At 63.3% G+C, this 25,826-nt stretch carries 22 protein-coding genes and 1 pseudogene; 18 read left to right on the forward strand and 5 right to left on the reverse strand.

The window, feature by feature from the left end:
* Window positions 1-152 precede the first annotated feature (152 nt).
* From ASG03_RS12360 to ASG03_RS12385, 6 genes are all read left to right on the forward strand, one after another.
* Window positions 153-1,274: an ABC transporter ATP-binding protein gene (locus tag ASG03_RS12360; protein WP_062693771.1), complete on the forward strand. Its 1,122-nt coding sequence runs from the start codon at window positions 153-155 to the stop codon at window positions 1,272-1,274.
* Window positions 1,271-2,161 carry a carbohydrate ABC transporter permease gene (locus tag ASG03_RS12365; RefSeq protein WP_062693772.1) on the forward strand — a complete coding sequence of 297 codons (891 nt, stop codon included), beginning with the start codon at window positions 1,271-1,273 and terminating at the stop codon, window positions 2,159-2,161. The genes ASG03_RS12360 and ASG03_RS12365 overlap by 4 nt, the downstream gene beginning before the upstream one ends.
* A gap of 2 nt (window positions 2,162-2,163) precedes the next feature.
* Window positions 2,164-3,054, forward strand: a complete 891-nt coding sequence (locus tag ASG03_RS12370) for a carbohydrate ABC transporter permease (RefSeq protein ID WP_062693773.1) — start codon at window positions 2,164-2,166, stop codon at window positions 3,052-3,054.
* Window positions 3,055-3,064: 10 nt separating this feature from the next.
* Window positions 3,065-3,562, forward strand: coding sequence for a GNAT family N-acetyltransferase (locus tag ASG03_RS12375; protein ID WP_062693774.1), 498 nt, complete (start codon window positions 3,065-3,067; stop codon window positions 3,560-3,562).
* A 135-nt stretch (window positions 3,563-3,697) separates the two neighbouring features.
* Window positions 3,698-4,462 carry a transporter substrate-binding domain-containing protein gene (locus ASG03_RS12380; protein WP_062478715.1) on the forward strand — a complete coding sequence of 255 codons (765 nt, stop codon included), beginning with the start codon at window positions 3,698-3,700 and terminating at the stop codon, window positions 4,460-4,462.
* Between the two features lie 39 nt (window positions 4,463-4,501).
* The gene (locus ASG03_RS12385; protein ID WP_062693775.1) at window positions 4,502-5,860 is read left to right on the forward strand and encodes a GGDEF domain-containing protein; all 1,359 of its coding nucleotides are present in this window, start codon (window positions 4,502-4,504) and stop codon (window positions 5,858-5,860) included.
* Window positions 5,861-5,894: 34 nt separating this feature from the next.
* Here ASG03_RS12385 and ASG03_RS12390 read toward each other — a convergent pair whose 3' ends face one another.
* The 3 genes from ASG03_RS12390 to ASG03_RS12400 all read right to left on the reverse strand — a co-directional run bounded on the left by ASG03_RS12390 (window position 5,895) and on the right by ASG03_RS12400 (window position 8,401).
* Window positions 5,895-6,134, reverse strand: coding sequence for a hypothetical protein (locus ASG03_RS12390; protein WP_244475238.1), 240 nt, complete (start codon window positions 6,132-6,134; stop codon window positions 5,895-5,897).
* A 198-nt stretch (window positions 6,135-6,332) separates the two neighbouring features.
* Window positions 6,333-7,742, reverse strand: a complete 1,410-nt coding sequence (locus ASG03_RS12395; protein ID WP_062693776.1) for a sensor histidine kinase — start codon at window positions 7,740-7,742, stop codon at window positions 6,333-6,335.
* Window positions 7,739-8,401, reverse strand: a complete 663-nt coding sequence (locus ASG03_RS12400) for a response regulator (protein ID WP_062693777.1) — start codon at window positions 8,399-8,401, stop codon at window positions 7,739-7,741. The genes ASG03_RS12395 and ASG03_RS12400 overlap by 4 nt, the downstream gene beginning before the upstream one ends.
* 130 nt (window positions 8,402-8,531) lie before the next feature.
* Here ASG03_RS12400 and ASG03_RS12405 point away from each other — a divergent pair.
* The 4 genes and pseudogenes from ASG03_RS12405 to ASG03_RS12420 all read left to right on the forward strand — a co-directional run.
* Window positions 8,532-9,005, forward strand: a pseudogene (locus ASG03_RS12405) (hypothetical protein); the annotation flags it as partial.
* 400 nt (window positions 9,006-9,405) lie between these two features.
* Window positions 9,406-11,298 carry a molecular chaperone HtpG gene (gene htpG / locus ASG03_RS12410; RefSeq protein ID WP_062693778.1) on the forward strand — a complete coding sequence of 631 codons (1,893 nt, stop codon included), beginning with the start codon at window positions 9,406-9,408 and terminating at the stop codon, window positions 11,296-11,298.
* Between the two features lie 147 nt (window positions 11,299-11,445).
* On the forward strand, window positions 11,446-11,796 hold the full coding sequence (locus tag ASG03_RS12415) for a hypothetical protein (protein ID WP_062478730.1): 351 nt from the start codon (window positions 11,446-11,448) through the stop codon (window positions 11,794-11,796).
* 357 nt (window positions 11,797-12,153) lie between these two features.
* Window positions 12,154-13,305, forward strand: a complete 1,152-nt coding sequence (locus tag ASG03_RS12420; RefSeq protein ID WP_062693779.1) for a GGDEF domain-containing protein — start codon at window positions 12,154-12,156, stop codon at window positions 13,303-13,305.
* A gap of 111 nt (window positions 13,306-13,416) precedes the next feature.
* Here ASG03_RS12420 and ASG03_RS12425 read toward each other — a convergent pair whose 3' ends face one another.
* Complete coding sequence (locus ASG03_RS12425) at window positions 13,417-13,971, reverse strand: hypothetical protein (RefSeq protein ID WP_062693780.1); 555 nt, start codon at window positions 13,969-13,971, stop codon at window positions 13,417-13,419.
* Window positions 13,972-14,174: 203 nt separating this feature from the next.
* Here ASG03_RS12425 and ASG03_RS12430 point away from each other — a divergent pair, with 203 nt between their 5' ends.
* From ASG03_RS12430 to ASG03_RS12455, 6 genes are all read left to right on the forward strand, one after another.
* Window positions 14,175-15,002 carry a phosphogluconate dehydrogenase C-terminal domain-containing protein gene (locus ASG03_RS12430; protein ID WP_062693781.1) on the forward strand — a complete coding sequence of 276 codons (828 nt, stop codon included), beginning with the start codon at window positions 14,175-14,177 and terminating at the stop codon, window positions 15,000-15,002.
* 109 nt (window positions 15,003-15,111) lie between these two features.
* Entirely contained in the window at window positions 15,112-16,053 is a 942-nt protein-coding gene (locus ASG03_RS12435; protein ID WP_062478741.1) for a D-ribose ABC transporter substrate-binding protein, read from the forward strand.
* Window positions 16,054-16,123: 70 nt separating this feature from the next.
* The gene (locus ASG03_RS12440; protein ID WP_062693782.1) at window positions 16,124-16,774 is read left to right on the forward strand and encodes a DUF2291 family protein; all 651 of its coding nucleotides are present in this window, start codon (window positions 16,124-16,126) and stop codon (window positions 16,772-16,774) included.
* 2 nt (window positions 16,775-16,776) lie between these two features.
* On the forward strand, window positions 16,777-18,345 hold the full coding sequence (locus tag ASG03_RS12445) for a sugar ABC transporter ATP-binding protein (RefSeq protein WP_062693783.1): 1,569 nt from the start codon (window positions 16,777-16,779) through the stop codon (window positions 18,343-18,345).
* Window positions 18,342-19,406, forward strand: a complete 1,065-nt coding sequence (locus ASG03_RS12450; protein WP_062478750.1) for an ABC transporter permease — start codon at window positions 18,342-18,344, stop codon at window positions 19,404-19,406. Before ASG03_RS12445 ends, ASG03_RS12450 begins: the two co-directional genes overlap by 4 nt.
* 214 nt (window positions 19,407-19,620) lie before the next feature.
* Window positions 19,621-20,457, forward strand: a complete 837-nt coding sequence (locus tag ASG03_RS12455; RefSeq protein WP_062693784.1) for an alpha/beta fold hydrolase — start codon at window positions 19,621-19,623, stop codon at window positions 20,455-20,457.
* Between the two features lie 5 nt (window positions 20,458-20,462).
* On the opposite strand, the gene ASG03_RS12460 is transcribed toward ASG03_RS12455, so the two are convergent.
* Window positions 20,463-21,362, reverse strand: coding sequence for a DMT family transporter (locus ASG03_RS12460; protein ID WP_062693785.1), 900 nt, complete (start codon window positions 21,360-21,362; stop codon window positions 20,463-20,465).
* Window positions 21,363-21,587: 225 nt separating this feature from the next.
* Here ASG03_RS12460 and ASG03_RS12465 point away from each other — a divergent pair, with 225 nt between their 5' ends.
* Complete coding sequence (locus ASG03_RS12465) at window positions 21,588-24,110, forward strand: methyl-accepting chemotaxis protein (RefSeq protein ID WP_062693786.1); 2,523 nt, start codon at window positions 21,588-21,590, stop codon at window positions 24,108-24,110.
* Window positions 24,111-24,239: 129 nt separating this feature from the next.
* Window positions 24,240-25,772, forward strand: a complete 1,533-nt coding sequence (locus ASG03_RS12470) for an acyl-CoA carboxylase subunit beta (RefSeq protein ID WP_062693867.1) — start codon at window positions 24,240-24,242, stop codon at window positions 25,770-25,772.
* The last annotated feature ends 54 nt before the right edge of the window (window positions 25,773-25,826 follow it).

Here is a 25,826-nt window from a genome sequence, read left to right on the forward strand (position 1 = left end):
TCCCAGGACCGTCCTCCGTTCCCGGCGTCTGAAGGTCAGGGACGGAGGCGCGACAGCTTTCTCAGTCTTCCAGGGCGTCCACCCCTGCGCTTGACCACGGGCCCGTTGCGGCCCGGGGCGGCGGTGGAGCCCCGTCTCTGATCGGATCTCTCATGGCGTCCATCGCCCTTTCCTCCGTCACCAAGGCCTATGGCACGCATACCGTCATTCGTGGCGTCGATCTCCAGATTGCCGATGGCGAGTTCGTGGTCTTCGTCGGGCCCTCCGGCTGCGGGAAATCGACCCTGCTGCGTATCGTCGCCGGACTTGTACCCGCGTCCAGCGGGCAGGTGCTCATCGACGGCGAGGACGTCACGGACGTGCCCGCGTCCAAGCGCGGCGTCGCCTTCGTTTTCCAGTCCTACGCGCTCTACCCGCATATGAGCGTCGAACGAAACATCGGCTTCGCGCTCGAAACCCTGCGGATCGGCAAGGAGGCAATCCGCAGCAAGGTCGAGACCGTCGCCCGGATGCTGAAGGTCGATCATCTGCTGGAGCGGCGCCCGCGGGAGCTTTCCGGCGGACAGCGGCAGCGTGTCGCCATCGGGCGTGCGCTCGTGCGCGAACCGGAAATCTTCCTCTTTGACGAGCCGCTGTCCAACCTTGACTCCGACCTGCGCATGGAGATGCGCATCGAGATCGCGCGGCTGCACGAGGACATCAAGACCACGATGGTCTACGTGACCCACGATCAGGCCGAGGCGATGACGCTTGCAGACCGCATCGTCGTGCTCAACCAGGGCTCGATCGAACAGGTGGGCACGCCGCTTGAACTCTATCAGGCGCCGGCCAATCGCTTCGTCGCAGGCTTCATCGGAAGTCCGCGGATGAACTTCGGTCCCGTCCCCCTGGGCGCCGAAGCCGGCGGTTTTTCCCTGCCGGACGACCTTGTCGCGCATCACGCGTCTCCCGGGAGCCGGCAGCCGGCCTCCATCGGCATCCGACCGGAGGCGCTTTCCCTCGTCGCGCCGGACGCAGGCCGCATGTCGGGAGTCCTGGAGCGTGTCGAAGATCTCGGCCACGAGCACTTCGCCTATATCAGGCTGGCCGACCAGAGCATCTGGGTCGTCCGCGTCGCCGGGCGGCCCCCGTTCGAGCGGCGTAACCAGCCTGTGGGCCTTTCCTTTGCCGATGCGGACATCTTCGTCTTCGATTCGGAGGGGAAGCGGATGGCACATCGGGCGGGCGTGCCGCAGGCGGGCCGGGAGGCCAGCGAAGGGGGGGCTCGTTCATGAGCGCTAAGCTTGCGCGCCGGGAGCATCGCACGGCTTGGCTCTTTCTCGCGCCGCTGGTCCTCGTCATGTTGACCGTGGCCGTGTGGCCGCTGGGGCGAACCGTCTTCTTCAGCTTTACGGATGCCTACCTCGATGATCCCACCGTGTACGGCATGGTCGGCATCTCGAATTTCATCGAGGTGATCAACGACCCTGCCTGGTGGTCGGCCGTCCGGAACACGCTGACCTTCGCCGTCCTCTCGGTGGGGATCGAAACCTTGCTCGGGCTCGGCATTGCCCTGCTGCTCAACGAGGCGATCCCTGGCCGCGGTCTGTTGCGGGCGGCCATCCTCGTTCCCTGGGCGATCCCCGTCGTCGTTGCGACGAAGATCTGGGAGTGGATGCTGAACGACCAGTTCGGCGTGTTCAACCGCATCCTGATCTCGCTCGGCCTGATCGACCACGGCATTGCGTGGACGGCGAGCAGCTCGCTGATCATGGGCGTGGTGATCTTCATCGATGTCTGGATGACGACACCCTTCATGGTTCTCCTGATCCTCGCCGGCCTCCAGACCATTCCCGGGGAGATGATGGAGGCGGCCGAAGTCGACGGCATTCCTGCCTGGAAACGCTTCTGGTCGATCACGTTGCCCCTGCTGAAGCCGGCCATCGGCGTTGCCGTGCTTTTCCGGTCGCTCGACGCGATCCGGATGTTCGACCTTGCCTATGTCCTTGCGGCCAGCAATCAGAATGTCATGACCGTCTCGATCTACGCGCGCGACCGGCTGATCAGCTTCCAGGAGCTGGGCGTGGGCTCCGCCGCGTCCACCTGGGTTTTCCTCCTGGTCGCGCTCGTTGCCATCATCCTCATCGGCGTTCTGCGCCTTGATCGTTCGACGGGAGATTGACCATGGCGCCAGGAGCTCTCGTGACATCGCCTGTCCGCATCAAGCGGCGTTCCTCTGCGCATTATCGGATGCGCCGCCAGATCCGCAGAGGCGGGCTCGGCATCCTCATTCTCCTTGTCCTCGCCTACACGCTGTTTCCCTATTACTGGGCGATCGTTTCCTCCACCAAACAGGGTGCCGAGCTCTACACGACCGCCTTTCTGCCGGCGCTGAACTTCGGCTACTATCGGCAGCTGTTCGACAATCCAGTTTTCATGGGATCGCTCGTAAATTCGGTTTTCGTGGCGACGGGGACGACGGTGGTATCGCTGGCGCTCGGCATCATCTCGGCTTACGCGCTGGGACGTCTGGATTTTCCGCAAAAACGGATCGTGCTGATGGCGATCCTGATGATCTCCATCTTTCCGCAGGTTGCGGTGCTCTCGGGCATGTTCGAACTCATCAATGCGCTTGGGCTGTACAACCGTCCGAGCGCCCTGATCGTTACCTATCTTCTGTCGACCGCCCCCTTCACGACCTGGATTCTCACGACGTTCATCCGGGAGTTTCCGCGGGAGCTGGAAGAGGCGGCTCTGATCGACGGTTGCTCGCATTTTCGTATCCTTACGCGCATCCTCCTGCCGCTGATGGGGCCGTCGCTGGCCAGCACCGGCATCCTCGCCTTCATTCTCGCCTGGAACGAGTTTCTGTTCGCGCTCACCTTCATGTTGACGGACGAGAACAAGACGGTTCCCGTTGCTATCGGGCTGATCGGCGGAACGACGCGCTATGAATATCCGTTCGGCCAGATCATGGCTGCTTCGGTCACCGTGACACTGCCGCTGATCATCGTCGTACTCATCTTCCAGCGGCGCATCGTGGCCGGCCTCACGGCCGGCGCGGTCAAAGGATAGGATTTTTGCCATGGACATGCTCGTCAACCTCTACGATCTGAAGCCCGACGCCGTTCTCGACGAGAAGGTGGCGCGGGAAGGCGTCGTCATTCGCCGGGCCCTGCCGCCCGAACTTCATACGATCGCGGCCTGGATCGGTCCGCGCTTCGGCCAGGGCTGGGTCAGCGAGGCGACCGTTGCGATGATGCGCCAGCCGGTGTCCCTGCTCGTTGCCGTCAAGGATGGGGAACTGGTCGGCTTTGCGTGCTACGACGCGACCGCGCGAGGGTTCTTTGGACCGACCGGCGTGGACGAGGCAATGCGCGGAAAGGGGATCGGTCATGCGCTGCTGTTGAAGACGCTGCTTGCCATGTACGATCAGGGTTACGGATATGGCGTCATCGGCGGTGCGGGGCCGACAGGGTTCTACAAGCGTGCCGTCGGCGCCGTGGTTATCGCCGGCTCCGAAGAGGGCATTTACAAAGGCATGCTGGCAGCGGCGCACGCGACCGGCATCGACTATAGCTGAGCTTGACGCAGCGGAGGTCCAGTACGCTACCGTACACTTTCCGTTTGTGACATCCGTAAGGATCAATTTACCTACTTTCTGGACTTGGCCTTAACGGCCCTCGGCGATCATGCCCTCCGAAACGGGAGATCGATCATGATTCGCAGACGCATGCTTGCCGCGCTTGTTCTGGGCCTCGTCGCCGCTGGCCCTGCGCTGGCTGATGATCCTGTGCTGCGGATCGGAACGGAGGGAGCATATCCTCCCTTCAATTTCATCAACGAGAAAGGCGAGCTGGCCGGCTTCGATGTCGATATCGCCAAGGCGCTCTGCAAGGAGATGAAGCGGACCTGCACCTTCGTCGTCACGCCCTGGGCGGAGATCATCGAAGGGTTGGAGCAGAACAAATACGATCTCATGGTTTCGAGCATGGCCTTTACGGAGGAGCGCGCCAAGCGGATCGCCTATTCGCAGCCCTACTACCGGTCGCACGCCGTCTTCATCGGCGACCCGAAGAAGCGCCAGGACATCAGTCCCGAAGGTCTTGCCGGCGCGCGGATCACGGCCGGCAAGGGCACGATGCAGGCGCAGTACCTTGCCAAGGTCTATGCGGCCAAAAGCACGCTCGTGCTCGGAGAAGACCAGCCGGCGGCGCAGGCGATCCTCGAACAGGGGAAAGCAGACCTCATGCTCGGCGATGCGATCGAACTCATGAGCTTCCTGGAAAGCGCGGAAGGGTCGGCCTTCGAGTTCATCGGCGATCCCGTCACGAACGACTTTCTGCAAAGCACGGCACATGTCACGGCACGCAAGAGCGACACGGCGCTGCTGGACGAGGTCAATGCCGCCATCAAGAAGACCCGCCTCGACGGCAGCTACGAGCGGATCAACAACATCTACTTTCCGTTCAGCATCTATTGATCCATGATCTCCCTCCGCCCATCCCGGCATGGCCTGTCGATGCGACTTGTCGGCAGGATCGCCCTGCTGCTGGTCTGCCTCTATGCCGGGGCGGCAGCCGCCTATTCCGTCCAGTTCCTGAACGGCATCGAGCGGGATGCAACGACCGCCCGCGAGCAACAGATTCCGCTGATCTTGTCCCAGAACCGGAATGCGTTGAAGGTCGAGCGCGCGGCGTCGCTCATTCGCTCTGTCTATCTTGCCCATGACCGGAAGATCGAGCGGCAGATCCAGCTGCAATTGCAGACCCTGTGCCAGAGTTTTACGCTGGACGAGAACCAGACCCTGATCGACGGCGCGCGCGATATTGCCGCGTTCGTCAAGGTGATCGTCACCTCCCGCGAAGCCTCGCGCAGGCTTCGCGATCCCAACGCGGCGGCGGTCACGCCGGCGATCCAGGCGGGAATCCAGGCCGAGATCCTCAAGACGGACGCAGCAAGCGCCGAAGCCTACCAGCATGCGATGAATACGGCGGACCGACTGAGTGAGACGCTGGCGACGGACGCTGTCGCGCTCGCCGACAGCATGGCATGGACGATCGGCAGCGCGGCGCGCGAGGTAAAGCTCGGCTGGACGCTGATCCTCACCTTGCCGGTCCTGTTCTTCGTGCTGACGCTCTGGGTCGTCAGCCGCCATGTGATGGCGCCGATCGGGGCCGCCGTGGCCCGGCTGGAAGCCATCAGCCATGGCAAGGCCGACCAGGACGCGCCCGCCAAACCTGTCTTTCACGAACTTGCAACGATTGCCGATGCCGTAGAGGCTTATGGCGCGCTCTCTACAGACCTGACACGCACCAACGCGTTGCTGAAGATCCTGTCGGACCGCGACAGTCTGACGGGCCTTGCCAATCGGCGGTCGCTGCAGGCGGTGCTTGAGTCAACGTTCGAGGCCGCCCGGGCGGGCGGTCCGGATATCGCCGTGATGATGATCGACCTCGACCACTTCAAGGTGATCAACGACACCTATGGGCATCATGCCGGCGATGCCTGCCTCGTCGCGGTCGCGGATGTCCTGCGCCTGTTCGAGGCAAGTGACGGGGCAACCGTCGGACGCTTCGGCGGAGAGGAGTTCGTGGCCGTCGTTCCCATGCGGAACAACACGTCGCTGATGGAGATGGCCGAGCGCATGCGCGTTGCGATCATGTCGCTCGATGTGCGCAGCGAGGACGGGCGCCGCATCGCCCTCACCACCAGCATCGGTCTATCGAGAATGGCGGGACGGGCGCTCGACGGGGCGCAGAGACTGGTCTCCGAAGCGGATGCCGGACTCTACCAGGCGAAGCGAGATGGGCGAAACCGTGTCGGCCCGATGGCGGTGCTTGCCGCCGATGGAAGCACCAAACGAAACAGGCAGGCCTGAGCCTGCCTGTTCAAAGCTTCAAAAGAAATGATCGTTAGCGCGTGCGGCCATACAGCCAGGCGACAGCGGCGACAATCGCGGCGGCGGCCAGCGGTTTCTCGCGGATGCGACCCTCAATGTCGGCCATGTAGCCGTCTATCGATCCCTTGATATCGGAAGACGTTGACGCGCGACGATGTGAGCGCGCATTTCCGGTGAAACTTTCCGGGCCTGTCGTCGACGTGACAGCCACAGGATCGGAGGCCGGGAATGTGTCTTCCAGCGCCTTGTCCAAGTCGCCGTCTGTCCCGCGGCGCTCACGATCGCCCTGTTCATTCTGCAGAGACCTGACGGCCGGCGAAATGTTGTTCTGGTTTACCATGATCGCTCCTTCGGTTCGCTAATCCCGATAACGGCTTGTCGCGAGCGAAGTTCCACAGGCCGGCACGGCGGACGCCGACGCCGGACGCCGGTCTTCCTGCGACGTCCGCTTCTATCCCCCAGGGGAAACGCTCGGCTGTCGCTCAGGCGGTGACGCAGACGCGGCGCGGGGTAGGCGAAGGATCACGGCCAAACCGCTTTCCGGGCGGTTTACGAGGGCGATCCCGCCGCCGTAGATGTCCGCAATCTCCCGAGCGATCGTCAGGCCGAAGCCGTCGCCCTGGACGGTCTCGTCCATACGGATGCCCGGCAGGAACGCGCTTGCCAGTTCGGCCTCCGCGATGCCCGGTCCGTCGTCCGCGATACGTACGACAACCATGCGATCCTCGACGGCCGCCGAGATGGCAACCTCGCTTCGCGCCCATTTGAACGCGTTGTCGATGAGGTTGCCGAGCACCTCCTCGAGATCGTCCGAGGCACAGGCAACCGCGATGTCGCCTTCGACGTCGCAGGTGACGTGGTGACCTCTCTCGGCGTGAATGCGGGACATGATCTGCAGGAGGTCGGCAAGGCTGGGCTGAAGCAGGGTCGCGGCAGCCATGCCCGCGCCGGACATCGTCTTGCGTGCCCGCGCCAGATGATGGCGAATGCGCGTGTCGATCCGTCCGACCAGCTGGCGCATCTCGCCGTCAGGATCGTTGCTGTCATCCAGCGCCAGCGAAAGGCTGGCGATCGGCGTCTTCAAGCCATGCGCGAGGTTGGCGAAATGCAGGCGGGTATCGCTTAGGCGCTGGAGATTGACCGCGATCAGCCGGTTGATCTCGTTTGCGACCGGTTGCAGGTCTCTTGCCTCCACCTCCGGCAGCCTTTCCCGCGATCCCGCCGCGACCTGCGCGACATCGCGCGTCAACTGCTTCAACGGACGCAGGCCGAAGCGCACCTGCAGGAACGTGCCGAGGAGGAGGCTGATCCCGAGCACCGTCATCGCCGGTATCAGCCAGAACAGGGCCCTTTGCGCCGGATCGTTTAACGCGGATTGGGGCGCGGTCGCCGTGATCTGCAAAACACGATCACCGATATGCGCTTCGGCGGTCCGCACATGCAGATCCATCCCGCCATCCCGCGCGGCGTCGGGAAGCGGCATCGGGTTGGTGGCGGGACGATGGCGGTTGGGCACCGGGCGAGGAGGACGGTCGATCGTGCGGCCCGCAAGCGAGAGCGAGGTGAGCGGCGCGCCGTGTCCGGTCACCTGCCAATACCATCCTGATCCGACGCGATCGAAAGGCGGCCCGTCGAGAGACGCGCCGAGCGCCGTGGATCCGTCGGGGGCAATGGACAGCGTGCCACGCAGGGCCTCGATCTGCGTGTCGAGCCGCTGGTCGATCTGTTCGCGCACGACACCTGCCACGATCCACCAGAGGATGCCCGCGGCGATGATCAGGATGCCGGTGACGAACAACATGGAGAAGGTGAGAAGGCGCGCGGCGATGGTGGAACGGGCGGGGAGGGATGGGAGCATCATGCCGCGGCCGCCAGCATGTAGCCTCGCCCGCGGACGGTCTCGATGCGTTCCGCCCCAATCTTCCGGCGCAGCCGGGCGACGATGACCTCGATCGAGTTGGAGTCGACATCGGCATCGCCGTCATAGACCCGCTCGATCAGCTCACGTCGGTCGACGATGACCTCCTTGCGCAGGATGAGGCATGAGAGCACCCGCCATTCCAGTGCGGTCAGTTTCAGAGGCAACCCATCCAGCTCGAAGGTGCCGAGCTGTGCATCGAAGACCAGGGGCCCGCACGTCACCAGCGACGCGGCATGGCCTGTGGCACGGCGAACAAGCGCCCGCAGTCGCAGCACGAGTTCCTCGACCTTGAACGGCTTGGTCATGAAATCGTCGGCGCCGGCCTTGAAGCCGGCCACCTTGTCGGGCCATCCGTCTCGCGCCGTCAAGATCATCACCGGAAAGGTCCGGCCCGCATCCCGCCAGGCTTTGAGAACCGAGATGCCGTCCTTGCGCGGCAGGCCGAGGTCGAGCACCGCGATATCGAAGATTTCCGTGAGGCCTGCATGCTCTGCATCCTCGCCGTTAACTGCGACATCGACGACGAAGCTTTCCGCGCGCAGGCTCGTGGCGATGCGTCGCGACAGATCGGCGTCGTCCTCGACCAGAAGAACTCTCATGAGACCGTTTCCTGCTGCTGATGCAGAGGACATAGGGCGCACCGGCTTAACTCAAGCTGAACCGCAGGGTTCAGGCTGCCGGTGGGGCGGTCTTGCTAGAAGGGCCTCGTCAACATCACAGGAGACGACGATGTCAAACGAAGAAACCTTGACCGCTGCCCACGAGCCGACCCACGCCGCTGCGCCCGCCCCTGCGTCCCCGTCGCGTCGCAGGCGGACGTCGCGGCTGGCCCTCACCGGTGTGGCAGGCATTGCCCTCCTCGCGCTTGGGGTCGCCGGCGGTGCGGGTGCTATGAAGCTCGCCAAGCCGAGCATCGAGATGGCGCCGATGGCACCGGTCGCCATTTCCGCGATGCCCGACGGTGACCTGGTCACCATCAAGGGCCAGGTGGCCGAGATTTTCGGCAACAAGTTCGTGCTCCAGGACGCGAGCGGTCGTGCCCTGGTGGAAACCGGCCCTTCCGGCGAGGACGGAAAGCTCGTCAAAATCGATGAGGCGGTCAGCGTCCAGGGCCGCTTCGACGACGGTTTCCTGCATGCGAGCTTCCTGGTCCATCCGGACGGCAAGGTCGAGGCGCTGGGTCCGGCGGGCCGGCCTCCGCATCATGAGCATGGTCCGAAGGGGCTGCAGGGGCCGAAAGACGGGCCGAAGCGGGGGCCCGGTGCGCTGTCCGATGCCGGACCCGCGGGCGGCCCTGCCGACGCCGCTGCGCTTGATGGCCCCGCAGCCGGGAGGGCGCCTCCGTCCGGTGCGGCACCGGAGCCTGACGCAGGGCCCGGCGCCGCACCTGCAGACGCCAGCACTCTCCAGCCGCCGCAGCCCTAAGCGTCGCGCGCGGCAGACCTCGAAACAGGAAAGCACGGCGTTCCAGGGCGACACCCCGGGACGCCGTCTGCATATTTTCCTGCGAAACGCGCGGATGCGCTTTGCAAGCATCTTGAATCTGCACGGAATCTTCGCCAACTGGTCGTTGAAATTTCGGTCATGACGGAGACGATGAGATATGACGAACCTTGATGCGGAACGCCCCGCCGAGAGCCATGTTTTCGAAGCCGACGTGTCGCGCCTTCTGCATATGATGGTGCACTCGGTCTACTCGGACAAGGACGTCTTCCTGCGCGAGCTGATCTCGAACGCGGCGGACGCCTGCGAGAAGCTGCGCTTCGAGGCGATCGCCGCACCACAGCTTCTGGGGAGCGATGCGGACAGCCGCATCACGCTGACGCTTGACGAGGACAACCGCCGCCTGATCGTGGAGGATAACGGCATCGGCATGAGCCGGGAGGAGCTGATCGAGGCGCTCGGCACCATCGCGCGTTCCGGCACCCGCGCCTTCATGGAGCGAATCGAAGCCAACAAGGCTGGCGAGGGCGCTCAGCTGATCGGCCAGTTCGGCGTCGGCTTCTATTCCTGCTTCATGGTCGCCGATCGTGTCGACGTCGTTTCGCGGCGTGCCGGGTCGCAAGAGGCGTGGCTCTGGTCCTCGGACGGGCAGGGCGCCTATACCGTGAGCGCGGTCGATCATGCGGACGCGCCGGCGCGGGGCACACGCATCACGCTGCATCTCATGGAAGATGCCAAGAGCTACGCCACCCGCTGGTCGGTCGAACGCATCGTCAAGGAACAGTCCGGCCATGTGCCCGTGCCGGTCGCGATCGTCGACAAGCCGGGCGAAGAACCCGCCCAACTGACCGACGGAACGGCACTGTGGACGCGGGCGAAAAACGACATCTCCAAGGAAGATCACGCCGATTTCTACCGGAGCCTGTCCGGACAGTACGACGAGCCGGCCCTGACCGTGCACTTCCGGGCCGAAGGACGCCACGAATACACGACGCTGGCCTATATCCCCGGCGCGCAGCCGTTCGACATGTTCGATCCGGACCGCAAGGGCCACATGAAGCTTTACGTCAAGCGCGTGTTCATCACCGATGAGGCCGACGTTTTGCCGCGCTACCTGCGCTTCGTTCGCGGTCTTGTCGACACCGCCGATCTACCGTTGAACGTCTCGCGCGAAATGATCCAGGAAAGTCCCATCCTGTCCGCGATCCGCAAGGGCGTCGCCAGCCGCATCATCACCGCGCTGGAAAAGCTCGCCGAAAGCGATGCGGAGGCGTTTGGGAAGGTCTGGGAGAATTTTGGCGCGGTCCTGAAAGAGGGGATCTACGAGGATGGCGAACGACGGGCGCAACTTCTGTCGCTTGCCCGTTTCAAGACGACCGCGTCTTCCGGGGAGATCCGGTCGCTGAAGCAATATGTGGCCGACGCCAAGCCTGAACAGTCGGCGATCTATTACCTGACGGGCACCAGTCTCGAGCAGTTGAGAGCCTCTCCGCAGCTTGAGGGTTTTCGCGCGCGGGGTGTGGAAGTCCTGCTTCTTACGGACCAGATCGACAGTTTCTGGGTCATGATGGCCGGCGAGTTCGAGGGCAAGACGTTCAAGTCGATCACGCAGGGTGCTGCCGATCTCGCGCAGTTCACCAAAGCGGACGGGGAAACAGCACCTGACAACGCGCCGTCATCCGATGTCGCCACCTTCATCGCCTACGCCAAGGAAAAACTCTCCGGCGAGGTTTCGGACGTTCGCGCATCCGACCGTCTGACGGAAAGCGCCGTCTGCCTGGTGGCCTCAGAGGGCGGCTACGACCGACAGATGGAGAAGATCCTCCACGGCGCTGGCCGTCTCGAGCTTTCGGCCAAGCCGATCCTCGAAATCAACCCGACGCACCCTCTCGTCAAGACGATTGCCGCCAAGGCTGACGGCGCTGCCCTGAAGGAGGATGCGGCTCTGCTCCTTCTCGACCAGGCGCGCGTCCTCGATGGCGACAAGCCTGCCGACCCCCGCGCCTTTGCCGAACGGCTGACGCGCATCTTCGAACGTGCGCTGCAGGCATGACGCAGTCTGCCAGCCTGCTGCTTTGCCGTGGGCCGGCCTTCCGAGAGGGGAACTTTGCTGGGCAATTTTATGCCTAAATCAGAATGTTATCACTGAACAAAATATCGGACGCGGCGTTGAGGGGGGCATTCAACAACAGGATCTCCTATGAAGCGCCTTCTTCTTCTGACCGGATTTACCCTCTCGCTTGCTGCAGGCGCAGCCTCTGCTCAGGATACGCCACCGCCGCCACCCGCCCCGCCGGCAGCCGCCGAGGCCATGACGCCGCCACCGCCGCCGCCGGGTGGTCCGCGCGGACCGGAAGAGGCGATGCGGGGCGACAAATGGCACCGCGGTCCTGACGGCCACCGTCCGCCGCCGCCGTCCAAGGCTGCGCATTACCGCATCGAAACGGACGACGTGAAGATCGACCTGAAATGCGCAGACGACGAGCCCGCAAAGGCGTGCGCCGATCTGCTGATGTCGACGATCGACAAGCTCGGCGTTGGCAGGGACTGATGAGGCAGGTCAGCCAAGGCTGACGAAGACCATGACGAAAGCGCCGGCTCGGAACGCGTCCGAGCCGGCGCTTTCGTTTTTGCCGGACGGCATTCAAAGGACCATGAGGACCAGGTCGCCGTTGTTCTTCCTGGTCCCGGTGTGGGCAACATCCGCTGGCCAGACCTTTGCTGTCTGCCATGGACAGGCCAGGCCGTACCGAAGGCGGCGGTTTTGCCCCGACGAATTTCTGCGTAGGACAATATGTTTACCCGCTGTTAAAGCGGGGTATCTAACGTCAGTACAAACGCACAAAAGCGTCCGCGCGCGACCTTCGAGAGGCCACGGCGCCCTCGGGGATCAGCAGCCGGAACTGACATGGATCATTTTGCTTTTCTTCTACCGGTCATCTTCTGTGTCTTCGGGCTGACGTTCCTGTTCGTCGCATGCCATGAGCCGCGGTCGGCGCCATGGTGGGGTCTCGGCTACCTTGCCGCTGCTCTCGGTTTCGTCATGCCGATCCTGTCGACGACCGTTCCCGGGCCCTTTTGCGCACTGATCGCGGATACGCTTTTCCTGCTGGCTCTCAGCTTCTACGGGCAGGGGCTGTTAAGACAGTTCCGGCGAAGACTGCCGATCGTGCCGCGCGTGGCAATCGTCGCGGTCGGCGTCGTCGCTTCGGTCGTCTCGACGTTCGTTTTGCAAAACCCGACGCTCGCGCTTTCGGCCAATGATGTCCTGACCTCGCTCTGCCTCGGCGTGCCCGCCGTTGCCGTCCTTCGGCACGCGCGCGGCGCGGCGGAGCGCCTGCTACTCGCTGTGGTTTTCATGGTCATCGGCGACGCGCTGATCCGCAACGTCGTCATGATCGTTCTCAACCGCAATCCGGCCGACTTCGAAACGTTTCTGGCGTCGCCCTACGCCTTCTTCATGCAGTCCACGAGCACGCTCATCGGCCTTCTGCTGGCCTTTGCGGCGCTTGGCTGCGTGACGCTGGAGGTCATCGGTCGCTACAAGGACGTGGCCGACCGGGATCCGATGACCGGTCTCTTCAATCGGCGTGGTTTCGACCGGCTCGCCGGACAGAAGACGCGCGCCGGCGCAGTGATCGTTTGCGACATCGACCACTTCAAAAAGATCAACGACCGGCACGGTCACGCCGCCGGGGATGCCGTCATTGCCAAGGTCGCTCAGATCCTCGTCGACGGGCATGCGGGGGATGCCGTTCTCGCGCGTTTCGGCGGCGAGGAGTTCGTGCTGTACCTCCCCGGACTGACGGTCTCCGCCGCTGCCCATGTCGCAGAGGGTCTGCAGACCAGGATCGGATCGGCGGACTGGCCGCACACAGGGCCGGTGACGGCGAGCTTCGGCGTTGCCGAAACGCGCCTCGACGATCTCAGCATCTACGAGGTCGTGGCTCGTGCCGACCGCGCGCTCTATGGGGCGAAGCTGGCGGGGAGAAACCGGGTCTTCACGGAAGCCGGGCGACCCGCGGACCTGCATTCGGAAAACGCACGCGCCGTCGCCTGACGGGCGTCACTCATGCATGTGGCCCGAAGTGTGCAGCGGTTTCGGGAAACGACATGCATCCAGATAAGACCTTAAAGCGCGTCGCGTGACACCTTTTTGACGCAACGCGCTCTAGGGCGCGGCCTGTCGGCGCGCCTCGACAGCCTTGACTGCCGCCTCCCGGATGGCGAGCCAGCGCGTGTGTTCCAGCGTCGCATCGGCCAGCGCCCGATGCACGGGTTGCGCGGGCTCGGTCTGCTCGATCATCTCTGTGACGAACGCCGCGATCTCGCGCCGCGTAAACGTCTCGTCCATGATGCTCCGCGCGTGCGCCAGAAAGACATCGTCGGATTTTGCAAGACGCAGGGCGTGCCGCGGCAAACCTCCGGCACGCAGCAATACGCTGAGCCATTTCCCATCCCAGGACGGCGCGCTGGCATAAAGGGCGTGCCCCTCAAGCGTTTCCATCATCTCGCGCGCGACCTCTGCGACGGGCGTCCCCTCCGCGTGGAGCCGGCGACGCGTCAAGCCGTGAATGTGCTCCGCCTTCATAGACCAGTCCTGCCAATCGGGCGCAGGACGGATCAGATGTGAGCGGGACGTTCCGTCCTCAAAGACCCAGGCAACCTCGACGGGGAAGCTTTTCTTGCCCAGAGACGAGGCTTCAAAGTCGAGAAAGACGAGCATGTCATCGGTCCGGATACCAGGTGGCGCAAAACCAGGATGCTCCGGGTTTAGCGAGATCGCCCAACGATCGCAAAGAGATCTTTGCTCAGAGGGCAACGCATAACCGCCATCCGCGCAACGCTCCCTATGACATCATGTGAAATGATCATTGACTCATTATACCAGTTGCCATTAGATGCCGTAACCAAACGGGATCAGCACACATGACATCGATTGCACTCTTCGGCGCCGGCGGCAAAATGGGCACAAGGCTTGCCCGCAACCTCATCGGCTCGCGCTTCGACATCCGCCCTGTGGAGGTGAGCGAAGCCGGTCGTGCGCGGCTCCAGGCCGATCTCGGCCTCACATGCCTTCCCGTCGAGGAAGCGCTCAACGGCGCGGAGGTCGTGGTTCTTGCCGTGCCGGACACGGCGATCGGCAAGGTGGCCTCGGGGATCGTCGACAAGCTTTCCCCCGGCACCATGGTCGTGGTGCTCGACGCGGCCGCGCCCTTTGCCGGCCATCTGCCGGAGCGCGCCGACATCACCTATTTCGTCACGCATCCCTGCCATCCCCCGATCTTCAACGACGAGACGGAGATGGCGGCGAAGAAGGATCACTTTGGCGGGATAGCCGCAAAGCAGCACATCGTTTCCGCGCTGATGCAGGGCCCCGAGTCGCATTATGCGCTTGGCGAGGAGGTGGCAAAGACCATCTGGGCGCCGGTGATGCGGTCGCACCGGGTCACGGTCGAGCAGATGGCAATTCTCGAGCCCGGCCTGTCGGAAACGGTCTGCGCCTCGCTGCTCGTCGTCATGAGCCAAGCGCTCGATGAATGCGTCAAGCGCGGCGTGCCGGAACAGGCAGCGCGCGACTTCCTGCTCGGCCACATGAACGTGCTCGGCGCCGTGATCTTCAAGGAGGTGGACGGCGTGTTCTCGGATGCCTGCAACAAGGCGATCGAGTTCGGCATCCCCGCGCTGATGCGCGACGACTGGAAAAAGGTCTTTGAGCCCCAGGAGATCGCAGAGAGTATCCGGCGGATCACCTGAGACCGTCAGGCACGGCCGATGCTGCTCCGAAAAAGGGCAGCTTCGCTCAACCGATACGGGACCGCAGGGAGGCGGGCCCGCGCAACGAACCAACAACCGGGAGGAACACATGACATTCACACGCGGACTGATCCTTGCTGCCTTTGCCAGCGCTCTTGCGCTCGGTACGGCCATGCCGTCCAGTGCAGCCGATCTCATCGCCATCATCACGCCGAGCCACGACAATCCGTTCTTCAAGGCGGAAGCCGTCGGGGCGGAAGCCAAGGCGAAGGAACTTGGCTATGAAACGCTCGTGCTCGTTCACGACGACGACGCCAACAAGCAGTCGCAGCTGATCGACACGGCCATCGGCCGTGGCGCGAAAGCCATCATCCTCGACAATGCCGGCTCGGAAGCGTCGATCGCTGCCGTCCAGAAGGCCAAGGACGCAAAAATCCCGTCCTTCCTGATCGACCGCGAAATCAACGCGACTGGTGTCGCCGTCTCCCAGATCGTCTCGAACAACTACCAGGGCGCACAGCTCGGCGCCGAAGAGTTCGTGAAACTGATGGGCGAGAAGGGCAAGTATGTCGAGCTGCTCGGTCGCGAGGCCGACTTGAATGCCGGCATCCGCTCGAAGGGCTACCATGACATCATCGACGAATATCCCGACCTGAAGATGGTTGCCCAGCAGTCTGCCAATTGGAGCCAGACGGAAGGCTACTCCAAGATGGAGACCATCCTGCAGGCCAACCCGGATATCCAGGGCGTGATCGCGGGCAACGACACCATGGCAATGGGGGCGATCGCCGCCCTGCAGGCCGCAAATCGCAAGGACGTCATCGTCGTCGGGTTCGACGGCTCCAACGACGTTCGCGACAGCATCAAGTCGGGCGGCATCAAGGCGACCGTGATGCAGCCGGCCTATGCCCAGGCCCAGATGGCGGTCGAGCAGGCAGACGCCTACATCAAGACGGGCAAGGGCCCGGCCGAAGAAAAGCAGCTGATGGATTGCGTGCTGATCAACGCCGACAATGCCGACAAGCTCGAGACCTTCGCGCTCAAGGATTGATCGCGCCTTCCTGAAACGGGCGGTTCGTCCTGGCGCACCGCCCGCACCTTTTTCATCCGGAGTTGACGGAATGCCGCGTTATCCCGCCGCTGCCGCGCTTTGCCTTGCCTCGGCCATTCTCATGGTCCTGCCCGGCTGCAAGATCATCAAGACGCCCACAGCCGAGGAGGCCGCAGAGGTCGCGAGCGGCGGGTTCAATCCCGAGCGGCAGGCGAGCGAACTCTGGGCGCCGAAAGTGGTGCCCTATCTCACGTCCAAAGCCGGCCCCTACGGCGAGGTCGCGGCGCTGATCGCATCCGATGCGGAGGCCGCCGCTGCCAAATACGGACACAAGGAAAAGGAGGGCAATGCCCCCTGGACCTATGCTGCCAAGGTTTCAGGGCGGATCGTCAAGGCCGAAACCACGTCCCGAGCGGCCACCCTCGACACGGATATCGACGGCGACGGCAAGGCGGATGTGCGCATCCAGATCGGTCCCGTTATCAAGGGAACGGCGATCCGCGACAGTCTCGACTTCGTCAGTTTCAACCAGTTCAAGAACCAGATCCAGTGGGCCGAATTCGGCAAGGCCTTCAATGCACACCTGAACGCGCAGGTGCTGCAGGCGCTGCCGCGCGACGCGCTGGACGGCAAGACGGTCGAGGCTGTCGGCGCTTTTCCCGTGCCGGCCAAAGGTCAGCTGCCGCTGCTGACGCCTGTTACCATCACGCTGGGCCCATAACGATGGCCCTCCAACCGACCATCAGGGATGAGGACGATATCATCCTCGAACTGCAGGATGTGACGAAGGTCTATTCCGGCATCGTCGCAGTCAAGAATGCAAGTCTTGCTCTGCGCCGCGGAGCCGTCAACGTGCTCGTGGGCGAGAACGGTGCGGGAAAATCGACGCTGATGCGCATGATTGCCGGTGTCGAACGTCCCTCGCTCGGGCGGATTCTCCTCGATGGCAAACCGGTCGAGTTTCACTCTCCGGCCGACGCGCAGAAACACGGCATCGGCATGGTGTTCCAGGAGCTCAACCTCTTTGGCAACCTGTCCGTGGCCGAAAACATCTTCGTCACGCGCGAGATCCTCAGCGGATTGACCGGTATCGATCACAAGGCGCAGATCGCGAAGGCCAATACCTTCCTCGACCGGCTCGACGCGGGCATCCGCGCCGAGGCGATGGTCGAAGACCTTCCGATCGGCCAGCAGCAACTGGTGGAGATCGCGAAGGCCCTGTCGCTCGACACGCGCATCCTCATCCTCGACGAGCCGACCTCGGCCCTGTCGGCGGCCGAGGTGGATATCCTGTTCAAGGTGATCGCCGAACTCAAGGCGCAGGGCGTGGCAATCGTCTACATCTCGCATCGCCTGGAAGAGCTGATGCGCATCGGCGACCATATCACCGTTCTCAGAGACGGACGGATCACAGGCCAAGCGCTTGTCAGGGACATCGATACCCGATGGATCGTCCGGTCGATGATCGGTTCGGATGCCAAGGATTTCGCGAAATCCGTCAATCACACGATGGGCGCCGAAGCCTTTCGCGCCGAGGACATTTCGCTTGCGCGACGGACGGGCGGGCTTGCGGTCGACCATCTTTCGATCACGGTCCGGTCCGGCGAGGTTCTGGGCATCTACGGATTGATGGGAGCCGGACGCAGCGAATTCTTCGAATGCGTGATGGGGCATCATCCGCATGCCACCGGCCGTATCTTCATCGATGGCGAGGAGATCGCCGCGCGCGACACGCCGACCCGTATCCGGCGCGGCCTCGCACTCATTCCCGAGGATCGGCAACGCGAGGGCCTCGTTCAGGTCCTGTCGATCGCCGCCAATCTCACACTGGCAAGCCTCGACCGGTTTACGCGTTTCAAGGTCCATATCACGGGTGAGCGCGAGCGTTCCGCGGTGTCCGAGGCGATCCGGGATCTCGCCATCAAGGCACCCAATCCGGACTTCGAGGTGACCTCCATGTCCGGAGGCAACCAGCAGAAGGTGGTGATCGGCAAGGCGCTGATGACAAAACCGAAGGTCCTGCTGATGGACGAACCAAGCCGCGGGATCGACGTCGGCGCGAAGGCCGACGTCTTCCGAACCATGCGCCGGCTTGCCGGCGAGGGGCTCGCTATCCTGTTTTCCACCTCCGACCTCGAGGAGGTCATGGCGCTGTCGGACCGCATTGCCGTGATGAGCAACGGTCGCATCACCACGATCCTGGATCGGGCGGAGGCGACCGAGGAGGCAATCGTGCAGGCGGCATCGATCGGGCACAAATCCATACAGAGCAGCGGGGACTTCGCGCCATGACGACGGCCACCACAACGACACCGGCAGCGACAGCGGACAGCGGCTCGCTTCTTCTGACGCTGATGAAGCTGCGCACCTTCATCGCGCTTTTCGCCGTCATCGCGTTCTTCTCTGCCTTCGCGCCGAATTTCCTCTCGGCCGCAAACATCATCCTGATGTCGAAGCACGTCGCGCTGAACGCGTTTCTCGCCATGGGGATGACCTTCGTCATCATCACCGGCGGCATCGATCTCTCGGTCGGCTCCATCGTCGGGCTCTGCGGCATGGTGGCCGGCGGTCTGATCCTTCACGGCATCGATCTCCAGATCGGCTACACCATCTATTTCAACATCGTCGAGGTCTGCCTGATCACGCTTGCAGTCGGCATCCTGATCGGTGCGGTCAACGGATTGCTGATCACCCGGCTAAATGTTGCGCCTTTCATCGCAACGCTCGGCACGCTGTATGTGGCGCGGGGCCTTGCGCTGCTTTCGTCCGACGGACAGACGTTTCCCAATCTCGTCGGCAGGGCGGACCTTTCGACCACGGGATTTGGCTTTCTCGGGTCCGGCCGGATCATCGGCCTGCCGGTGTCGATCTGGATCCTGATCGTCGTCGCGCTCGCGGCGGCCTATTTTGCCCGTTATGTCCCGCTCGGCCGCCAGATCTTTGCCGTCGGCGGCAATGAACGGGCGGCGCGCATGTCGGGCATCCGGGTGAACCGGGTGAAGATGTTCGTCTATATGTTCTCGGGCTTCTGCGCTGCGATCGTCGGGATCGTCATCTCGTCCGAGCTGATGGCGGCGCATCCGGCCACCGGCAACTCGTTCGAGCTCAATGCCATCGCGGCGGCCGTGCTCGGGGGAACTTCGATGTCCGGCGGGCGGGGCACGATCGGCGGCACGATCATCGGCGCCTTCGTCATCGGGATCCTGTCGGACGGCCTCGTGATGATGGGCGTGTCCTCCTTCTGGCAGATGGTCATCAAGGGGATCGTCATCATCGTCGCCGTCGTGGTGGATCAGGCGCAACGCCGCCTGCAGCAGCAGGTCGCCCTCATGCAGCTGGCCAAGAAGGGCTGACGGCTGCTTGAAACGATCCGGTCCTGGCCGATAAAAATTGTGCGTTGCGAGAAGGAATGTCGACCAAACCGTCAGCCATGACTTTCAAAGATGTGTTTCCGGCGTAAAAAAGCGAGCGGGCGTTGTCCGAGGACGAGGCTCGCCTGCTGCCGATTGATGAAACCGCGCTTGCGGCGAACCCCGCAAGCCAAGCGCATCTGAAGGAGAGACCATCATGGGCTTTATCACCACCAAGGACGGTACCGAGATATTCTACAAGGACTGGGGTCCAAAGGATGCCCAGCCGATTATGTTCCACCACGGCTGGCCGTTGTCATCGGACGATTGGGACGCACAGATGCTGTTCTTCGTCTCGAAGGGCTTTCGCGTCGTCGCGCATGACCGTCGCGGCCACGGGCGCTCGGCACAGGTCGCCGACGGACATGACATGGATCATTATGCGGCCGACGCCTTCGCCGTCGTCGAAGCGCTCGACCTGAAGAACGTCGTCCATATCGGTCATTCCACGGGCGGCGGCGAAGTCGCTCGCTACGTGGCCAAGCATGGCGAGCCGGCCGGGCGCGTCGCCAAGGCCGTGCTGGTTTCCGCTGTCCCGCCGCTGATGCTGAAGACAAACAGCAATCCGGAAGGCCTGCCTCTCGAGGTTTTTGACGGTTTCCGCTCGGCCCTCGCCGCAAACCGTGCCGTCTTCTTCCACGAGGTTCCGGCAGGTCCGTTCTATGGCTTCAACCGCGACGGGGCGAAGGTGCAGGACGCCGTGGTGCGCAACTGGTGGCGCCAAGGCATGATGGGCAGCGCCAAGGCGCATTACGACGGCATCAAGGCCTTCTCGGAAACCGATCAGACGGACGACCTGAAGGCCATCTCGGTGCCGACGCTCGTTCTGCACGGCGAAGACGACCAGATCGTGCCGATCGCAGACTCGGCCGAGAAGTCGATCAAGCTGCTGAAGAACGGGACCCTGAAGACCTACCCCGGCTATTCGCACGGCATGCTCACGGTCAATGCCGACGTGCTGAACGCCGATCTGCTCGCCTTCATCCAGGCCTGATACGTTCAGGCGGGCGAACGCTTGCGCCGGGGGCTCTGTCCCCGTCGCTCCCAGACGATGAGCAACGCGCTCGACGCAACGATCAGCAAGGCGCCAAGAAAGACATTGAGCGCCGGGATCTCCGCCCAGATGAGATATCCGTAGACGAATGCCCACATCAGGCCCGTATACTCGACGGGTGCGATCGCCGATGCCGGGGCGTATCGGAAGCCGTCATAAAGCAGATATTGCCCGACAGCCGAAATGAGGCCGAGGACAAGAAGAAGGCCCCAGCCTGCCGCGTCCGGCGTCGTCCAGACCCAGGGCAGCGACAGCGCGCAGGCAAGGCCGAACAGGAGGCTCGTCGCATACATCTGTGTCAGGGTGGATTCGCTCCGGCTGACGAGACGTACGAGAATGGTGCTCCACGCCCAGCAGAAACCTGCGACGACGCACATGGCCGCCGGAACCAGGTTTGGGGAATGGGTGGGATTTGCGGCGACGACCACGCCAATGAAGCCGCCGATACAGGCAATCCAGCGGCCCACACCGATCGTCTCCTTCAAGACCAGGATCGACAGGAACATGACCATGATCGGCGCCGAGAAGTACAGCGTCGTCAGCTCCGCAAGGCCGAGCGATCGGGCCGCATTGTAGAACAGCAGCCACGCCACCAGCATCAGGAGCGCGCGAAGCACCAGCGTCTTGCGATACGGGCTTTGCAGGGCGGACGGATGCTTGCGCACCCGCACGAGAACGCCGGTAATGGCAACGATGACGAGGCTGCGGAAAAACAGGATTTCCGGTACGGCATAGTCCGTCACCAGCCATTTGACGATCGCATCCTGCAGGGCAAAGCAGGCATATCCGGCCGATGCCAGCGCGATGCCCGTCAGCGGTCCCTTCGCGGTCGTGTCCGAACCCATGTTCGCCTCCCGTTGCAATCACCTCGGATGGACAGGCGTTGTGCACCGTCGCAATGGCAGGAACCGCCCTGCGCCGCAATGCGAAAGTATCTTCCCAGAAGAGAATGCCGCCGACGTCAGCCGACCCAGGGACAGTAAGTGTTTTATTATGTTTTAATCCGCATCTGACAGAATGGCGCCGGGAGACACCGATCAATCGGTGCGCCCAGGGTAGGGGAGCCTTTCATGATCGATCGTCTGATGTCTCGGATCCGGATCCAGACCAAAGTGCTGGTCCTGCTCACGCCGTTCGTGCTGAGCATCACAGCCGTCGGGGTGACCGGCCTCTATACCTCTGGCCTGCTCCAGGGCCGCATGGAAATCTCCAATAGCGTTCTCCAGTCTTTGAGCGGCTTCAAGCAGGTCTTTTCTGCCATGTCTCGCTTCCTTCTACAGCCGTCGGCAGAGACGCATGACGCGGCGCGGAAGGAATTGAACGACGAGATCGCCAACCTGAAGACGATGGCGGACACGCTTCGCCGCGACACCGACGTTTCCCGCCTTGATAACGCCCTGTCTCAGTCGGCCAGCATCGCGACCAATATCGAGACGCTTTGGGGACTTCAGACCGACAGGGAGCGCATTTCGACCGAGGTCGGCACAAGCACGGAAAAATTGCTTGCCGTTCAGGCGGCCGCCGGCAAGCAGGCTTTCGTCCTGCTCGCTGCGGCCAAGACCATAGAAAAGTCCGCGAAAACCAGCCTCAAGACGGCACTGCAGGTCGGCGTTCTCGGTTCAGCGACCCAAGCACTCGCCAAGCAGACCAGTGCAGCAGCAAGCGACGGGGAGCGTATCCAGGCCGTCAAGACGGGTCTTCCCGCCGTCGTCACCGCGCTCGACGCCACGACGAAAGCTCTGGGCAAGACGACGCTCCCTTCCGTCGATGCGCTGAAACCCGCCATCGCGGCGTTCGGCGACGCCGCGACGAAAGCTGCCACGGACCCGATGCTCGCCGGCGATCTCGTCGCCGCCGCGACCGCCTTCGATCGTGCGGGTGCTGCCATCAAGGTGGCATCCGACGAGGCGCTTCGCGACGCGGTTTCGGGCCTTGCGGCGGCCGAAGGGGAAATCGCCAAGGCGGATCGCGTCGGCAACAAGCTGCGCGCCATTGTCGGCAATGCGAACCAGATCCGTGTCGTCTTCGCCGAACTGGCGGCTGTCCCGGACGACGCCGGCGTCAAGAAGGTGCAGCAGGCACTTTACGCCTATGGCAAGGAACTGGAGGGGCTCGCAACCGCCGTTCCCGGCGATACGGTTCTGGCCGCGCTCCCGGCAAAGGCAAAGCCTGTCCTGTCGTCGCTGGAGGCGAACGCCCTTGCGCTCTTGTCGCTTTCGCAGAAGCAGCGCTCGGAATTCGATGCCGCCGCCGCACAGATCGACGGCACCTGGACACTGCTTACGGATTTTGCCGAAAGCCAGAAGCAGAGCGCCGGCACCGAGCGTGAGCAGGCGAATACGATTTCGCTCGGCGCTACCCTGGTCGGCATTCTTATCGCGCTGCTCGCCGGCACGGCGCTGGTGATGACGCTGAAGGGGCCGATCGGACAGATCACCGCCGCCATGCGCCGGCTTGCCGATGGGGCGCTCGACACGTCGATCACCGGCGAAAACCGATCGGACGAGATTGGCGACATGGCGCGCGCCCTGTCGGTCTTCAAAGGCAGCGCTCTCGCCAAGCTATCCATGGAAGAGCAGGCGGAAGCGACGCGCCGCGAGACGGAAGCGCACCGCTTGCACACAGATGCGGAGCGACAGGAGGCGGCGCAGCAGGTCCAGTTTGCCGTGGAAACGCTGGCGCAGGCCCTGTCGCGCCTTGCACGGGGCGATATGAGCTTCACGATCGACACGCCGTTTGCCGCGCATCTCGATCGCCTGCGCAACGATTTCAACGCCTCGGTGGGCGGGCTGCGGGAGACGCTCGGGGAAATCCGGCAGATCTCCAGCGCCATCCATTACAACGGCCAGCAGATGACGGATGCCGTCGGCGACCTTGCCAAGCGCACGGAACAGCAGGCCGCAGCGCTGGAGGAGACCTCGGCTGCCGTCGACGAGGTTTCGTCGACCGTGCGCACCGCAGCCGGTCGCGCCAACGACGTTCAGGGCATCGTGCAGCGGGCCAAGCGCAATGCCGACAACTCTTCCGACATCGTGCAGAACGCGATCTCGGCCATGATGCGCATTCGCGAAGCCTCCGACAAGATCGGCCAGATCGTCGGTGCGATCGACGCGATCGCCTTCCAGACAAACCTTCTCGCGCTTAACGCCGGTGTCGAGGCGGCACGGGCGGGCGAGGCCGGGAAGGGGTTTGCCGTCGTTGCCCAGGAGGTGCGCGATCTTGCGCAACGGTCCGCCCTGGCCGCCAAGGAGATCGGCGGGCTGATTGCGAAATCCTCGGCCGAAGTCGCGACAGGCTCGCAGTATGTCGAACAGACCGGCAGCGCATTGATGGAAATCGCCCATCAAATCGTGGATATCGCCGGTCACGTCGATCATCTGGCCGGGTCGAGCCGCGACCAGTCCGCGTCGCTCGAATCGGTCAACGGATCCGTCAACCAGATCGACCAGATGACCCAGCAGAATGCCGCGATGGTGGAGGAAACCAACGCTGCCACGCTGCAGCTCGCCGAAGACATCGACCTGCTTGCCAGCCTCGTTGCGCGCTTCCGCCTGCTGGAGGCTGACGACACGCCTCACGCCCGGGCCGCTTGAGCCGGGCGGACGCGTCTGCGGTCCTGCGCAACCCGTCCCTGACATTCGGAATTCGACGGATATCGGTCGGCAAGAGTTCTCGGCGGCCGAAACTTCGCATAGAACGGATCGATGACGTTGGAGGATTCGATGCGGGACGTTCTGGTTGAGCTTGAGAAGCGCCGTTCGGAAGCCAGGCTCGGAGGGGGGCAGCGACGGATCGATGCCCAGCATGCGAAGGGCAAGCTGACGGCGCGCGAGCGGATCGACGTCCTGCTCGACGAGGGTTCCTTCGAAGAATACGACATGTACGTCACGCACCGCGCCATCGATTTCGATATGGCGGACCAGAAGATCGCGGGCGATGGGGTGGTGACCGGCTGGGGCACCATCAATGGGCGGCAGGTCTATGTCTTTTCCCAGGATTTTACGGTTCTCGGCGGCTCACTGTCGGAAACGCATGCCCAGAAGATCTGCAAGATCATGGACATGGCCGTTCGCAACGGTGCGCCGCTGATCGGGCTCAATGACAGCGGCGGCGCACGCATCCAGGAGGGGGTGGCCTCGCTTGCAGGCTATGCCGAGGTTTTCCGCCGCAATGCGGAAGTCTCCGGCGTCATTCCGCAGATCTCGGTCATCATGGGCCCCTGTGCCGGGGGAGCCGTCTATTCGCCGGCCATGACCGATTTCATCTTCATGGTACGCGACAGCTCCTACATGTTCGTGACCGGCCCTGATGTGGTGAAGACCGTGACGAACGAGGTGGTGACGGCGGAGGAGCTGGGGGGCGCCGGCACGCATACGAAGCGATCATCTGTCGCCGATGCGGCCTACGAGAACGATATCGAGGCGCTCGAACAGGTTCGGCTGCTCTTCGATTTCCTTCCGCTGAACAACCGCCAGAGGCCACCCGTCCGCCCGGTTCACGACGACCCCGCCCGGGTGGAGGCCCGTCTCGACAGCCTCATTCCGGACAGCTCCACAAAGCCTTACGATATGAAGGAGCTGATCCTCGCGATTGCCGACGAGGGTGAATTTTTCGAACTTCAGGAAGCCTTCGCCCGCAACATCATCACCGGCTTCATCCGCATCGAGGGCGAGACGATCGGCGTCGTTGCCAACCAGCCGATGGTGCTTGCCGGCTGCCTCGATATCGACAGCTCACGCAAGGCGGCGCGCTTCGTGCGCTTCTGTGATGCTTTTTCCATCCCCGTCCTGACGCTCGTCGATGTCCCCGGATTCCTGCCCGGCGTCGCGCAGGAATATGGCGGCGTCATCAAGCATGGTGCAAAGCTGCTGTTTGCCTATTCCGAGGCAACCGTACCGATGGTCACACTGATCACCCGCAAGGCCTATGGTGGCGCCTACGATGTCATGGCGTCCAAGCATATCGGCGCGGATATCAACTATGCCTGGCCCACGGCCGAAATTGCCGTCATGGGTGCGAAGGGCGCGACCGAGATCCTCTACCGCTCGGAGCTGTCGGACAAAGACAAGATCGCGGCGCGGACGAAGGAATATGAAGAGCGGTTCGCCAACCCCTTCGTCGCCGCCGAGCGGGGGTTCATCGATGAGGTGATCATGCCGCGTTCCTCGCGGAGACGGATCGCGCGGGCTTTTGCCTCGCTGCGCAACAAGCAGGTGACGACGCACTGGAAGAAGCACGACACGATCCCGCTTTAGGATTGCGCCCGAGGGCGCATTGCCGTGCCTGCCGCTGCCGACTGCCTATCAAGA

The organism is Rhizobium sp. Leaf341, from assembly GCF_001424325.1.
Taxonomy (GTDB): Bacteria; Pseudomonadota; Alphaproteobacteria; order Rhizobiales; family Rhizobiaceae; genus Ferranicluibacter.